This window comes from Cupriavidus sp. 94F1 (assembly GCF_057798875.1).
Genome location: NZ_JBYOJT010000003.1, coordinates 552,003 through 566,821 on the forward strand (window position 1 = coordinate 552,003; position 14,819 = coordinate 566,821).

General features: G+C 64.1%; 11 protein-coding genes. All 11 read left to right on the forward strand.

Annotation, left to right across the window (positions count from 1 at the left end; genetic code table 11):
• The first annotated feature begins 452 nt into the window (after nucleotides 1-452).
• The 11 genes from AC3FJ6_RS10270 (at nucleotide 453) to AC3FJ6_RS10320 (ending at nucleotide 14,744) form a co-directional block, all read left to right on the forward strand.
• On the forward strand, nucleotides 453-1,409 hold the full coding sequence (locus AC3FJ6_RS10270) for an alpha/beta hydrolase (protein WP_488771751.1): 957 nt from the start codon (nucleotides 453-455) through the stop codon (nucleotides 1,407-1,409).
• 101 nt (nucleotides 1,410-1,510) lie between these two features.
• Nucleotides 1,511-2,614: a uroporphyrinogen decarboxylase gene (gene hemE / locus AC3FJ6_RS10275; protein ID WP_488771752.1), complete on the forward strand. Its 1,104-nt coding sequence runs from the start codon at nucleotides 1,511-1,513 to the stop codon at nucleotides 2,612-2,614.
• A 512-nt stretch (nucleotides 2,615-3,126) separates the two neighbouring features.
• A complete protein-coding gene (locus tag AC3FJ6_RS10280; RefSeq protein WP_488771866.1) occupies nucleotides 3,127-5,418 on the forward strand; it encodes a primosomal protein N' in 2,292 nt (763 codons plus the stop codon).
• A 196-nt stretch (nucleotides 5,419-5,614) separates the two neighbouring features.
• Nucleotides 5,615-9,568: a trifunctional transcriptional regulator/proline dehydrogenase/L-glutamate gamma-semialdehyde dehydrogenase gene (gene putA / locus AC3FJ6_RS10285; protein WP_488771753.1), complete on the forward strand. Its 3,954-nt coding sequence runs from the start codon at nucleotides 5,615-5,617 to the stop codon at nucleotides 9,566-9,568.
• Nucleotides 9,569-9,726: 158 nt separating this feature from the next.
• Nucleotides 9,727-10,878, forward strand: a complete 1,152-nt coding sequence (locus AC3FJ6_RS10290; RefSeq protein ID WP_092602235.1) for a branched-chain amino acid ABC transporter substrate-binding protein — start codon at nucleotides 9,727-9,729, stop codon at nucleotides 10,876-10,878.
• 222 nt (nucleotides 10,879-11,100) lie between these two features.
• Nucleotides 11,101-11,715: a PAAR domain-containing protein gene (locus AC3FJ6_RS10295; RefSeq protein ID WP_488771754.1), complete on the forward strand. Its 615-nt coding sequence runs from the start codon at nucleotides 11,101-11,103 to the stop codon at nucleotides 11,713-11,715.
• Complete coding sequence (locus tag AC3FJ6_RS10300; RefSeq protein WP_488771755.1) at nucleotides 11,712-12,572, forward strand: DUF6402 family protein; 861 nt, start codon at nucleotides 11,712-11,714, stop codon at nucleotides 12,570-12,572. Before AC3FJ6_RS10295 ends, AC3FJ6_RS10300 begins: the two co-directional genes overlap by 4 nt.
• On the forward strand, nucleotides 12,556-12,921 hold the full coding sequence (locus tag AC3FJ6_RS10305) for a hypothetical protein (protein ID WP_488771756.1): 366 nt from the start codon (nucleotides 12,556-12,558) through the stop codon (nucleotides 12,919-12,921). Before AC3FJ6_RS10300 ends, AC3FJ6_RS10305 begins: the two co-directional genes overlap by 17 nt.
• 4 nt (nucleotides 12,922-12,925) lie before the next feature.
• Entirely contained in the window at nucleotides 12,926-13,345 is a 420-nt protein-coding gene (locus AC3FJ6_RS10310) for a hypothetical protein (protein WP_488771757.1), read from the forward strand.
• A gap of 190 nt (nucleotides 13,346-13,535) precedes the next feature.
• A complete protein-coding gene (locus AC3FJ6_RS10315; protein WP_488771759.1) occupies nucleotides 13,536-14,396 on the forward strand; it encodes a DUF6402 family protein in 861 nt (286 codons plus the stop codon).
• An 84-nt stretch (nucleotides 14,397-14,480) separates the two neighbouring features.
• Nucleotides 14,481-14,744, forward strand: coding sequence for a hypothetical protein (locus AC3FJ6_RS10320; RefSeq protein WP_488771760.1), 264 nt, complete (start codon nucleotides 14,481-14,483; stop codon nucleotides 14,742-14,744).
• Nucleotides 14,745-14,819 lie beyond the last annotated feature (75 nt).

The window sequence follows — 14,819 nt, forward strand, 5'->3', positions numbered from 1 at the left end:
TTTTCAAGGCTTTAGCGGCGGGGGTGCCTCACACCAAGCTCAGGTCTGTCAATGCATTGTGGGGGAAACTGCTGGGCATGGCAGTAACAAAATGTATCCTTTTGCAAGAAGATGAAAGCCCGGCTGGTAAAAATCCGGCGTTTTGGACACTTTTATTCCTATTTGAAAGCGTTTTCACGACACCGGCTGGCAATTTCTTTAGCCAGAAATGTTAAGACATTGTGAGCGTAGTGTACTGAATGCATTACGTTTTTTCGGTCGGCGCTTAATACACTCCCCGCATTAGTGGGGTGTCCGAAATGCAACCTTGAAAATTGTGTTCGCTGGCGCTTGGAGCGTTACGATTCGAAACGGTTGCAAGTGCACCTTCAGACGCTGTCAACGAGACCCTCGGCACGTGCGTCGCTGCCGCTACACTGGCGGACGTTCGTGATTCCGCTAGATTCCTCACCATGGCCATCGACCCCCAGCTGCAAGCCTATTACCGCCAGATGGCGGAAGTGTATGCCGGCCAACCCGTTGCCGAGAGCCCCGTCGAGCGCCGTGCGCGTTTCGAGGATGTGGCCGCACGCTCGCAGCTGCCGGACCCCGATGGGCTGGCAATCACCGAGATCGGCCTGCCAGTGGATGGCGCCGTGCTGCCCGTGCGGCTGTTCCGGCCCATCGATGCCGACCGCCCACGCCTGATCGTTTATTTTCACGGGGGTGGCTGGGTCGTCGGCTCGCCTGACACACACCACACGGTGGCTGCATTGCTGGCCGCCGATACGGGCTGCGCAGTGGCCAGCGTCGACTATCGCCTGGCGCCGGAACAGGCATTTCCCCAGCCTTGCGACGATGCCATCGCAGCGGTCCAGTGGCTTGCCGATGCACGCGAGCGCCTGGGCTTCGCGCCCGAGTTCCTGGCCGTTGCCGGGGACAGCGCCGGAGGCCACCTGGCCGCGGTTGCGGCCCGCCATCTCAACGACGCTGCCGGCCGCCATGTGGTCAACGCCCAGTTGCTGATCTACCCGGTCGCCGCACCCGTGCTGACCACCGAAAGCTACCGCGCCTTTGCCGATGGCCCCGGCCTGACGCGCGATGAAATGGCATGGTTCTGGACCCAGTACATCGGCGCCGATGCCCTGGCGCTTGGCGCCGCGCAAGCGGACCCGCGCATTCACCTGATGGCCACGCCGCCGCGCCATGTGCCGCCGGCCAGCGTGGTCATCGTGGCGTCCAACGATGTGCTGCGCGACGATGGCCTGGCGTACGCCGATTTCCTGGTGCGCCACGATGCGCCCGTGGTCACGATCGAGGCCAGCGGCATGACGCACGGGTTCGCCCGGCTCCAGCCCGACGCCCCGCGTGCGCGCGAATGGATGCGGCGCGCGGCCCAGGCCTTTGTCGCCGCCTTCGACGAAATCTGACAGACGGGGCCGGAAGCTGGCGCGGATATGACGGCCGTCAGCCTCGGGGGCGGCAGCTCGGGGCGGCGTTCCCGTAGAATGGCGGTCTTACGAGGATGACCATGACCGTACTGCAGAACGACACCTTCCTGCGCGCGCTGCGCCGGCAACCCACCGAATACACGCCGCTCTGGCTGATGCGTCAGGCGGGCCGCTATCTGCCCGAGTACAACGCCACGCGCGCTCGCGCCGGCAGCTTCCTGGGGCTGGCGAAGAACCCGGCATATGCCACGGAAGTCACGCTGCAGCCGCTGGATCGTTATCCGCTCGATGCCGCGATCCTGTTCTCGGACATCCTGACCGTGCCCGACGCCATGGGTCTGGGCCTGTCGTTTGCCCAGGGGGAAGGCCCGCGCTTCGCCCATCCGCTGCGCACCGAAGCCGACGTGGCCAAGTTGGCCGTGCCCGATATGTCGTCGCTGCAGTACGTATTCGACGCGGTCAGCGAAATTCGTCGTGCCCTGGTGCAGGACGGCGCCCAGCGCGTGCCGCTGATCGGCTTCTCGGGCAGCCCGTGGACCCTGGCCTGCTATATGGTGGAGGGCGGCGGTTCGGACGACTTCCGCACCGTCAAGGCCATGATGTACGGCCGGCCGGATCTGATGCATCGGATCCTCGAAATCAACGCGCAAGCCGTTTCCGCCTACCTGAACGCCCAGATCGAAGCCGGCGCACAGGCCGTGATGGTGTTCGATACCTGGGGCGGCGCGCTCGCCGACGGCATGTACCAGACGTTCTCGCTGGCCTATATGCGGCGTGTGCTGCAGGGTCTGAAGCGCGAGCACGACGGCCAGCAGATTCCGGTCATCGTGTTCACGAAGGGCGGCGGCATCTGGCTGGAGCAGATCGCGGCGATCGAGCCCGATGCGATCGGCCTGGACTGGACGGTCAACCTGACCCAGGCGCGCCGTCGCACGGCGGACAAGGTTGCCCTCCAGGGCAACATCGACCCCACCGTACTGTTTGCGTCGGAAGCGGCAATCCGGGAACAGGTGCGCGGCGTGCTCGACAGCTACGCGGCGGGTGGCGGCAGCGACGGCCATGTGTTCAACCTGGGACATGGCATTTCGCAGTTCACACCGCCCGAAAACGTTTCGGTGCTCGTGGATGAAGTGCACAGTCACAGCCGCAAGCTACGCGGCGCAACGGTTGCACCTGTCTCCTGACCGGGCGGTTACCTCGCGACGCAACGATGTGATGGGTATCGGCCGCGCGGTGCCGTGGCAGGCGCAGCGCGCGTCCTGTCAAGTAAACTATTTAGCGATATTTCGCCAAAAAGGTGCCAGGGGCTTGCTGTCAAGGCTTGACTTATGCACACCGATAGGTTTGCGGCACTGCACGAGCGGGTAACCCCTTAACTCAGTTGGGGGGTCTTTGCAAGTCCTTGATTCATAAGGATTTGAATGTTCTGCAAAGGTGGTTGCAAGGGCGATGAAAGCCTTGTGCCAAGCGCCTTGCCGGGTAGTCGGTGCGACTTTTCAACAAAGTTATCCACAGGGCCGATTGGGAGGATGGAAAACCATCCGTGGATCATCGACTTAGGGTCACATTTGAAGTTTTACTTTAAGTTGATGTTGCGCCGCACACAGACATTCGTCTCCCTCCCTGACCTCATGCGCATGCACAAGATCAGCGCAAACGGGCTGCACCATGCAGGGGGTTGCGCATGACCCCGGGTATGCCGGAAGCCGCTGCCGGCGCCGAGTCCGTGGCGTCTGCCCCACAGCCGACCTTGAGTCCCATCGTCCGTGTCGCACTGGATACCCCGGCCGACGACTGCTTCGACTATCTGGCCGACGATGGCGTGATGCCCGGCCAACTCGTGGTGGTGCCATTTGGCCGGCGCCAGGCGGTCGGTGTGGCCGTCGCGCGTGTGGATCATTCCGACGTGCCCGAAGACAAGCTGCGCCCCATCGTGCAACGAAACGACTGGATGCCGCCGTTGAGCGCCGAATGGATCGCCTTGGCCCGCTTCGCCGCACGCTACTACCATCGCAGGCTCGGTGAAGTGATGCTGCCTGCGCTCCCGCCGTCGCTCCGGGAGTCCGAAACCTGGGACCGCCTGGGGCAGCGCGCACGCACCACGCAGTACCGGGTACGCCCCGGCCAGGCCGAAACGCTGCGCGTGGCCGCCCCGGCGCGCGCGCGCACCGTCCGCGCGCTGGCCGATGCGCTGATCGATACGCAGGACTGGGTGCGCCTGGCTGACGCCCGCGAACTGTGCACGGCGGCGCCGGCACGTCTGGACGAATGGGCCGCGGCCGGCTGGGTCGAATGCATGCATGCCGACCGGCCCGTGCTGGAAACGGATACGACCCGCGCGCCATCCGTGGCGCCCACCCTGCACGCCGAGCAGCAGCAGGCGGTGGACGCCATCGCGGCGGCGCAAGCCTACGCGGCTTTTCTGCTGCACGGCGTAACGGGAAGCGGCAAGACCGAGGTCTATCTCCATGCCATGGCCCAGCGGCTTGCAGCCGATCCCTCGGCCCAGGTGCTGATGCTGGTGCCTGAGATCAATCTCACGCCGCAGCTGCAATCGCGCATCGCCGAACGCTTTCCCCATCTGCCGCTGACGGTACTGCACAGCGGATTGGCCGACCAGGAGCGCAGCCTGCAATGGCTGGCGGCCCATCGCGGCGAGGCACGCATCGTCCTGGGCACCCGCATGGCGGTGATGGCGTCGATGCCGCACCTGAGCCTGATCGTGGTCGATGAGGAGCACGATACTTCCTATAAGCAGCAGGAAGGCCTGCGGTACTCGGCGCGCGACCTGGCCGTGTGGCGCGCCAACCAGCTTGGCATCCCCGTGGTGCTGGGGTCGGCCACGCCTTCGATGGAGACCTGGTACCGGGCGGAGCAGGGCGCGTATCGCAAGCTGGTGTTGCGCGAGCGCGCCCAGGCCGATGCGGCGCTGCCAGCCGTGCGGCTGATCGACCTCAATCACGAGCGGCAACGGCAGCGTGCGCTGTACGAAGGGCTGTCGGTGCCGCTGCTCGATGCCATCCAGCAGCGGCTGGACCGTGGCCAGCAAAGCCTGCTGTTCCTGAACCGGCGCGGCTATGCGCCCGTGCTGGCTTGCGACAGTTGTGGCTGGCTGTCCGGTTGTCCGCGCTGTTCCGCGTACCTGGTGCTGCATCGTCCCGAGCGGCGCCTGCGTTGCCACCACTGCGGCCTGGAATCGCCGGTGCCGCACCATTGTCTGGACTGCGGCAACGTCGATATTGCGCCACTCGGACGCGGCACGCAGCGGATCGAGGAAGCCCTGGCCGCGCGCTTTCCCCAGGCGCGTATCGCCCGGATCGACGCCGATTCCACACGCCGCAAGGGCAGTGCCCAGGCGATGTTCGACGAGGTGCATGCAGGCGAGGTCGATATCCTGGTGGGCACGCAGATGGTGGCCAAAGGGCATGACTTCCAGCGCGTGACGCTGGTCGGTATCGTCCACCCGGATGCCGCGATGTTCAGCCACGACTTTCGCGCGGCCGAGCATCTGTTTGCGTCGCTGATGCAGGTGTCTGGCCGGGCGGGCAGGGCAGGGCTGGGCGGCGAAGTCATGATCCAGACGCGTTACCCCGATGCCCCCGCATTGCAGGCGCTGGCGCGCCATGACTATGATGGATTCGCGGCCAGCCAGTTGCGCGAGCGGCGGCAGGCCGGGTTGCCCCCGTTTGCCTACCAGGTATTGATTACCGCCGAACACGGTCAGCTGGAGCGGGCCCTGGCGTTCCTGCAGGCGGCGCGCGAACAGGCCGACACCTGTTCGATGGCACCCGAGGTGCAACTGCACGACCCGGTGCCGATGTCGATGGTCCGGCTGTTCAACAAGGAACGCGCCCAGATGCTGGTGGAAGCGGGCTCGCGCCCCGTCCTGCAGCGCTTTGTAAGTGAGTGGGTGTCAACTTTTGAAGAAGTCGGCGCGCGGGTGAAGGGCGTGCGCTGGCAGTTGGAAATCGATCCATTGCGAATCTGAAGCCCGCCGTCCCCGCGGAAAATGTTGCGCCAGTGCAACCTTCTTGTGGCGGTGGAACTAAGTGGTTGCACTAGGTTGCACCTAGTAAATCTCCGAGAGTAAGATCGCGCCAGCCCCGTAGTCTGGCCAGTACGCGTGCGCGTGTGTCGCCAGGACTGCCAACCGTCTTACCAAGATCCGCTGGAGAACTGCCCGCATGGCCACCACCACCCTTGGCGTCAAGCTTGACGATGCATCGCGCGAACGCCTGAAACGTGTTGCCCAATCGATCGACCGCACCCCGCACTGGCTGATCAAGCAGGCGATCTTCACGTATCTGGAACAGGTGGAGCGCGGCCATCTGCCCCACGAGGCCGGTTCGGCCGCGCTGGCCGATGGCGAGGCTGCCGACGCCGCCGATACCGCACAGGGCGACGCCATGCCTCAGCCGTTTCTGGAATTCGCCCAGAGCATCCAGCCGCAGTCGGTGCTGCGCGCCGCCATTACCTCGGCTTACCGCAGGCCTGAAACCGAATGCGTGCCGGTGCTGCTGGAGCAGGCCCGCCTGCCGCAGGCGCAGGCAGACGCCGCCATCAAGATGGCCAAGGCGCTGGCGCAAAAGCTGCGCGAGCAGAAGGTAGGCACCGGCCGCGAAGGCCTGGTGCAGGGCCTGATCCAGGAATTCTCGCTGTCGTCGCAGGAAGGCGTGGCGCTGATGTGCCTGGCCGAGGCCTTGCTGCGTATTCCCGACAAGGCCACGCGCGACGCGCTGATCCGCGACAAGATCAGCGGTGCCAACTGGCAGTCGCACCTGGGCCAGAGCCCGTCGCTGTTCGTCAACGCGGCCACCTGGGGCCTGCTGCTGACCGGCCGCCTGGTGGCCACCCATACCGAAGCCGGCCTGTCGAAGGCGCTGACGCGCATCATCGGCAAGGGCGGCGAGCCGCTGATCCGCAAGGGCGTGGACATGGCCATGCGGCTGATGGGCGAGCAGTTCGTGACCGGCGAGACCATCTCCGAGGCACTGGCCAACGCGCGCAAGTACGAAGCCGAAGGCTTCCGCTATTCGTACGACATGCTTGGCGAAGCGGCCATGACCGAGGCCGATGCCCAGCGGTACCTGGCCTCGTACGAGCAGGCCATCCACGCCATCGGCCAGGCGTCGCGCGGCCGGGGCATCTATGAAGGCCCGGGGATCTCGATCAAGCTGTCGGCGCTGCACCCGCGCTACAGCCGCGCCCAGCACGAGCGCGTGATCACCGAACTGTACGGCCGCCTGAAGAGCCTGACGATGCTGGCCCGCCAGTACGACATCGGCATCAACATCGACGCCGAGGAAGCGGACCGCCTGGAAATCTCGCTCGACCTGCTCGAACGCCTGTGCTTCGAGCCCGAGCTGGCCGGCTGGAACGGCATCGGCTTCGTGGTGCAGGGCTACCAGAAGCGTTGCCCGTTCGTGATCGACTACCTGATCGACCTGGCCCGCCGCAGCCGCCATCGCCTGATGATCCGTCTGGTCAAGGGCGCCTACTGGGACAGCGAAATCAAGCGCGGCCAGGTGGATGGCCTGGAGGGCTATCCGGTCTACACGCGCAAGGTCTATACCGATGTGTCGTACGTGGCCTGCGCGCGCAAGCTGCTGTCGGTGCCGGACGCGATCTATCCGCAGTTCGCCACGCACAACGCGCACACGCTGTCGGCCATCTACCAGATCGCCGGGCAGAACTACTATCCCGGCCAGTATGAGTTCCAGTGCCTGCATGGCATGGGAGAGCCGCTGTACGACCAGGTGGTGGGCGCCAAGGCCGACGGCAAGTTCGGCCGGCCGTGCCGCATCTACGCCCCGGTGGGTACGCACGAGACGCTGCTGGCGTACCTGGTGCGCCGGCTGCTGGAAAACGGCGCCAACACGTCGTTCGTGAACCGTATCGCCGACGAATCGATTCCGCTCGACGAACTGGTGGCCGACCCGGTGGCCGTGGTCGAGCAGATGCACAAGGCCGAAGGCACGCTGGGCCTGCCGCACCCGCGCATTCCACAGCCGCGCGCGTTGTACGGCAAGGCACGCGCCAATTCGGCCGGGATCGACCTGTCGAACGAGCATCGCCTGGCGTCGCTGTCGTCGGCGCTGCTGGCGGGCGCCAGCGAGGTGCTGCGCGCCGATCCGCTGCTGGGCGCCGAGGTGGACCGCGCCGGCGCGAAGTCCGAGCCCGTGCTGAACCCGGCCGACCACCGCGACGTGGTGGGTCACGTGAGCGAAGCCACGCCGGCCGAGATCGAAGCCGCGCTGACAGCCGCCGTCAATGCGGCGCCGATCTGGCAGGCGACGCCGCCGGAAGTGCGTGCCGCCGCGCTGGAACGTGCCGCCGACCTGATGGAAGCCCAGATGCAGTCGCTGATGGGCATCATCATGCGCGAGGCCGGCAAGACGTTCTCGAACGCCATCGCCGAAGTGCGCGAAGCCGTGGACTTCCTCCGCTACTACGCGGTGCAGGTGCGCGAGACGTTCTCGAACGACACGCACCGTCCGCTGGGCCCGGTGGTCTGCATCAGCCCGTGGAACTTCCCGCTGGCGATCTTCACCGGCCAGGTGGCCGCGGCCCTGGCCGCCGGCAACCCGGTGCTGGCCAAGCCGGCGGAACAGACGCCGCTGATCGCCGCCGCCGCCGTGCGCCTGCTGCGCGATGCCGGTGTGCCGGCGGGCGCCGTGCAACTGCTGCCGGGCCGTGGCGAAACGGTGGGCGCCGCGCTGGTGGGCGACGCCCGCGTGAAGGGCGTGATGTTCACCGGTTCGACCGAAGTGGCGCGCCTGCTGCAGCGTAACGTGGCAGGGCGCCTGGACGCGGCGGGCCGTCCGATCCCGCTGATTGCCGAAACCGGCGGCCAGAACGCGATGATCGTCGACTCGTCGGCGCTGGCCGAACAGGTGGTGGGCGACGTCGTGAACTCGGCGTTCGATTCCGCCGGCCAGCGTTGCTCGGCGCTGCGTGTGCTGTGCCTGCAGGAAGACGTGGCCGACCGCATCCTGGAAATGCTCAAGGGCGCGATGGGGGAACTGACGCTGGGCAACCCCGATCGCCTGTCGACCGACGTGGGCCCGGTGATCGACGAGGAAGCGCGCGGCAATATCGTGCGCCATATCGAGGCCATGCGCGCCAAGGGCCGCCGCGTACACCAGGCCGACGCCGGTTCGGCCGCCTGCCGCAACGGCACGTTCGTGCCGCCGACGCTGATCGAACTCGATTCGATCGCGGAACTGAAGCGCGAGGTGTTCGGCCCGGTGCTGCACGTGGTGCGCTACCCGCGCGCCGCGCTGGACACGATGATCGGCCAGATCAACGACACCGGCTATGGCCTGACGCTGGGCATCCATACGCGGATCGACGAAACCATCGCGCATATCGTTGACCGCGCGCACGTGGGCAACCTGTATGTGAACCGCAATATCGTGGGCGCCGTGGTGGGCGTGCAGCCGTTTGGCGGCGAAGGCCTGTCGGGCACCGGGCCGAAGGCCGGCGGCCCGCTGTACCTGCATCGCCTGCTGTCGGTGTGCCCGCAGGACGCCGTGGTACGTGGCGTGCGCACGTCCGACATGGGCGGCGCCACGCCGGCCGCGCCGGAAAACACCGCGCTGGCCGCCCTGCAGGCCTGGGCAACGGCCAGCCTGCCGGACGTGGCGCAGGCATGCGGGCGCTTTGCCGCCGCTTCGGCCTCGGGCCTGTCTGTGACGCTGCCGGGCCCCACGGGCGAGCGCAATACGTACTCGCTGCTGCCGCGCGAACGCGTGCTGTGCCTGGCCCAGCAGGAATCGGATCTGGCGCTGCAACTGGCGGCCGTGCTGGCCGTGGGCTCCCAAGCGTTGTGGACTGACACACCCGTCGCAAAGACCCTGTTGGCGCGCCTGCCTGCCGCAGTACAATCGCGCGTCCGCGTGGTTTCCGACTGGCTGGGCACCGATATCGCCTTCGACGCGGTGCTGCACCACGGCGATTCCGACCAGCTGCGCACGGTCTGCGAGCAGGTGGCCACGCGCCCCGGCCCGATCGTCAGCGTGCAGGGCCTGGCCCAGGGTGAACCGAATATCGCCCTGGAGCGTTTGTTGATCGAGCGTTCGCTGTCCGTCAATACGGCGGCGGCGGGCGGCAATGCAAGTCTGATGACGATCGGCTGAGGCCAGGGGCCAGGCGGATTGTCAGCAAAGCGCGTGGCGGGGGCCGGCGATCCCGACCCTGCCGCGCAACCCAGGAACGGAACGGTGCTGCCAACGCCGATCCGCAAATATGCCGACACCGGCACCATATGGCACCCTATGGGACCCAAGGAGAACTGATGAGCTCGACATTCCGCAAGACGGCCATGACCGTTGCCATGGCCGTTGCAGGCCTGACCGCCGCCTCGGCCGCTTTCGCCCAGGCACAGGAAATCAAGCTGGGCTACGCCGGCCCGCTGACCGGCGGCCAGGCACAGTACGGCAAGGACATGCAGAACGGCATCGTCCTGGCCATCGACGACATGAACGCCACCAAGCCGAAGATCGGCGGCAAGGATGTCAAGTTCGTCCTGATCTCCGAAGACGACCAGGCCGACCCGAAGACCGGTTCGGTGGTGGCGCAGAAGCTGGTGGACGCCGGCATCCAGGGCATGCTTGGGCACTTCAACTCGGGCACCAGCATCCCGGCGTCGATGGTCTACAACCGCGCCGGCATTCCGCAGATCGCCATGGCCACGGCGCCTGAATACACCAAGCAGGGCTTCAAGACCACGTTCCGCATGATGACGTCCGACACCCAGCAGGGTTCGGTGATCGGCGCCTTCGTGGTGAAGAAGCTGGGCGCGAAGAACATCGCCATCGTCGACGACCGCACCGCGTACGGCCAGGGCCTGGCCGACGAGTTCGAAAAGGCCGCCAAGGCCGCCGGCGGCAAGATCGTGCGCCGCGAATTCACGAACGACAAGGCCGTGGACTTCAAGGCCGTGCTGACCAACATCAAGCGCAGCAACCCGGACGTGATCTTCTATGGCGGCGCCGAGACCCAGTCGGCCCCGATGGCCAAGCAGGTCAAGGAACTGGGCATGAAGGCCCCGATCGTGTCGGGCGAGATGTCCAAGACCGACAACTTCCTGAAGCTGGCCGGCCCGGCAGCCGAAGGCACCGTGGTGTCGCTGGCCGGCCTGCCGCTGGAACAGATGCCCGGTGGCGCCGCCTACGAAAAGAAGTACGAAAAGCGTTTTGGCTCGAAGGTCCAGACGTACTCGCCGTACGCCTATGACGGTGCCACCGCGATGATGACCGCCATGATCAAGGCCGGCTCGGCTGATCCGGCGCGCTACCTGCCGGTGCTGGCCGCCACGAACATGCAGGGCGTGACGACCAAGACCCTGGCCTACGACGCACGCGGCGACCTGAAGGACGGCGGTATCACCGTCTACAAGGTCGAAGGCGGCAAGTGGACCGTGCTGGAAACGGTCGGCGGCAAGTAATCGCCCCAATTGCCACAGTTTTGATGCATTTCCTGTAGTACCTCAGCACACCGGACGGCTTTCCTACGGACGGGGTGTTCTGACAGTAGCACTGACGCCACCCGGGCCAGGCCCGTGGTGGCGTTTTTTGTTTTGGGGCGGGGCGCAACCCATTTCAAGGGTATGGCGATTGTGCTTCGGGTACGGGCGTCGCTAGCCTGCTGCGCAATGCCGTCGAGGGCGATGGCATTTCGTCATGGGGGCGGCGGCATGGGGATCTTCTATACGGCAGTGATGGGCGATCCGCTCGATACGGGCGGCAACAGTCAAGTTATCGAAGGCGCGCAGGACAACACGATCGAGGGCCCGGATGGTCGGAGTCGCCCGGTCGCACTGCTGGGACACCGGGCATGGTGCGATGCGTGCAAGAGCGTTGGCGTGATCGTGGAGGCGCCCGGATCGCCATATCACAACAGGATGGTGGACTTCGTGGCAGGCGGAGCGCGGGAAGCCCTGGGCGGTGATCTCGTGATGTGCCAGTGCAAGTCGCCGGCTCGCATTATTGCCGTCTATGGCCGCAGCTCGATGATTCTTCCCGATTCCGGTCCCGCTGTGGAGACGGCTGCGGCACGAGCCAATCCCGCAGGAAACCCCGAAGACTACGACGAGCACTTTGTCCTGACGGACTTGCGCACAGGCCTGCCCCTGGCGGGCTTCGCATGGGGCATCGATACACCGGACGGGCCACGCGAAGGGTGCACGGGGGCAGACGGCAAGACGGCCACCATTTGCGGCTGTGACCGCGAGCCAATCACCCTCTCATGGGTCGCGCAAACGGAAATGGGGATTCGATCATGAGCATCGCTACGTCCAATCTCAGCCCGAAGGACAACCGTCAAGGCGCGGTTGTAAAGGTCGACCAGATGTATCTCGACGAGATAACCGGCGCCATGGACAAGATGGGCTGGCGGGTGTCTGCTGCATTGATGCGCAGATGGTTTGCAACGAAGCCGGCTTGGGTGATGGGTGCGGAGGAAAGAACAAGGACCGATGTGGCCGTGCTTTCAGCGTCTCGCGTTGAAAGTCGATTGGTGACCATAAAATGGTTACTGGGCTTCGAATCGGTGCTTCCGGCATTCGAGGCGTTGCGCACGGGCTGGAATACTCCCAGGGGCCTCGCTGTGCTGCGGGACCGGCTACGTGCCGTCGGATGGGCCCCCGGGTTACATGCAACCTTGGGGTATGGCGTGAGAAGCGCCGTGATGGCGGATGCCACATGCCAGGTCAATCTCAAGCCTTTCGGCGCGTACAACGACACCTTCAATGACCTGTTCGGAGCGGTCAATAAGGGAACCTTCAAGCTGGCTGTCAAAGGTCAGGCGATGCGCTCTCCGGTAACAGGCAGGGACATTTTCGAGATCGACAAGGTAGGCATCTATTGCCGTGATACATACGACTTCAACGCGAGTTGGTACACGGATATGGCGGTCGGCTTGGGGGTGTGGAGTCGAGACCGGTGTTTGTCGAAAGCAGAAATGGCCGCGTATATCGGATCACCGCCCGCATTGAGAGCCGCCAGATTTCCGGGGTTCGTTCCGACGAAAAACGTGGACTTCCGGCGCTGGCAGAAAGCCCGAAACGAAGGCGGCGATTTTTACGTTTTCTCCGACATATTGTGGGTACAGCCGCATATCGACCATGTTCCACTGGACTAAGCGACGCTTGTGGTGGATGCTTCTGGCCATTTTCATTGGGGGCGTGAGCTATGCTGTGAAGCGCGGCATCTTGTTCGACGACGACTGCTGGAGTCCGAATCACGAATATTTCAGGGTCCGGAAACAGAGTTTGTGGTCTGCGATGTCCTCTCAATTCGGCTACGAGGAAGGCTGGGTTCTCGTCTATGACAAGTACGGCAACCTTGTGCATCGATGGGACGGAGACCTTACCACGCAAGGCGGTCCATTCTGGGCGGGCAACGAAGTGCTGATCCTCAACAAGCCGGAGGCCAGTCTGCGCTTGCCCACCGATGCAGGCGAAGGCGATTTAAATCGCATTTGCTATTAGGCCTATGACCGCCAAACGTTCGCTGCGCCGGATTTTACAACGGGAATGGTGGTATTTCCTTCCACTCATCCCATTCTTTCTCATGGCCGCCAATTTCTCCTACGGCCTCCTGTTTGGCGAGCGATGCTGGAGTCCCAATCGTCAATACTATTTGATACAAGTGGAAAGCCTGCTGTCGTCGGCACTGTATTCGCCCGGCACTGGCTTTGGATGGATTTTGGTGTTCGACCGGAACGGGCGCTGGCTGTATCACTGGCATGGGGATTTCCTCACTTACAACAGGCCGACGTGGAAAGACGATGCCTTATGGATTGGCGAATCTACCCGGCTGTCCCTCTATGCCGCAGCAGGACCGAACGGCGCCGCGAAGATGTGTTTCTGCATGTACCGGGCAACCTTTCCCAACCCCTGTGAGCCACTGTAGGCCGCGCTAGCCGATGGCCGACCAGTAGCACTGACGCCACCCGGGCCAGGCCCGTGGTGGCGTTTTTTGTTTTGGGGCGGGCGCAACCCATTTCAAGGGTATGGCGATTGTGCTCCGGGTACGGGCGTCGCTAGCCTGCTGCGCAATGCACCCTCTCATGGGTCGCGCAAACGGAAATGGGGATTCGATCATGAGCATCGCTACGTCCAATCTCAGCCCGAAGGAGAACCGTCAAGGCGTGGTTGTGAAGGTCGACCAGATGTATCTCGACGAGATACCCGGCGCCATGGACAAGATGGGCTGGCGGGTGTCTGCTGCATTGATGCGCAGATGGTTTGCAACGAAGCCGGCTTGGGTGATGGAGGCTGGAGAGAGGGTAAGGGATGATTTTGCCGGTGTGCCACCCAGTCGGCTTGAGGAAAACCTGGTGAAAATGAACTGGTTGCTTCGATATCCATCGGTGCGGCCTGCGGCCGAGCGACTGGTTCAGAACTGGGCTTCGCCTAACGGTCGGGCGTTGCTCCGAAAGCGGCTTGATGACGCTGGCTGGAAGCCCGGGAAATGCACGAGCCTTGGTTACGGAGTTGAAAAAGCGAGTACCGCAGACAGCCTGAGCCAAGTAAATATTCAGGAATTCGGATCCTACGTCGATACGTTCGATGACCTTTTTGGAGCGATCAACAAGGGTGTGCTGAAAATCTGCGTCAGGGGATACACCACGCGATTGCCCTTGTCCGGGCGCGACGTATTTGAGATAGAACGGCTCGGCCTTTACTGCCGCGACACATATGACTTTGCTGCGGACTGGCACATGGACAACACATTCGGCCTGGGCATATGGAGTCGTGATCGGTGCTTGTCGAAGGCCGAGATCGCCGCATACGTAGGGATGCCAGTTCCATTGCGGGCGCTGACCTACGGAAAATTCGTGCCGGTGCGAAATGCCGATTTCCGACGATGGCAAAAAGCGCGGGACGAGGGAGGAGACTTTTTCGTCTTCTCCGACGTGCACTGGATCGATTCGACAATCAAGCATGTACCGCTGGATTAGGCGCAGCTGGCCCGTGCTGCTTCTGGTGACGGGGCCCCTTCTGGTTTTCGGCGTTGGTCGTCTGGGTATTCCCCACGGCCAAAAATGCTGGAGCCCGAATCACGAGTATTTCATGGAAATGCGGGAGAGCTGGTTATCGAAGGTCTTTTTTTCCAGGGACAGGGAAGAGGGCTGATTTTCGTCTATGACAAGCATGGGCGTCTTTACCACCGCTACGATGGTCCGCTCAGCAAGGTGGGCGGACCATGGTGGCTCGGCAAGAAAATCCTGATCATGAACAAGCCCGAGGCCATGCTGGAGTTGCCGACGGATGCTGGTGACAGCCGCCTGAAAGGCGTCTGCTTTTGATGCCACGCTTGGGGCTCGGCCATGCCAGGCCTAGTGGACGCAAGTGGAAGAATCAACGGCGCACGGCTTTCCTGA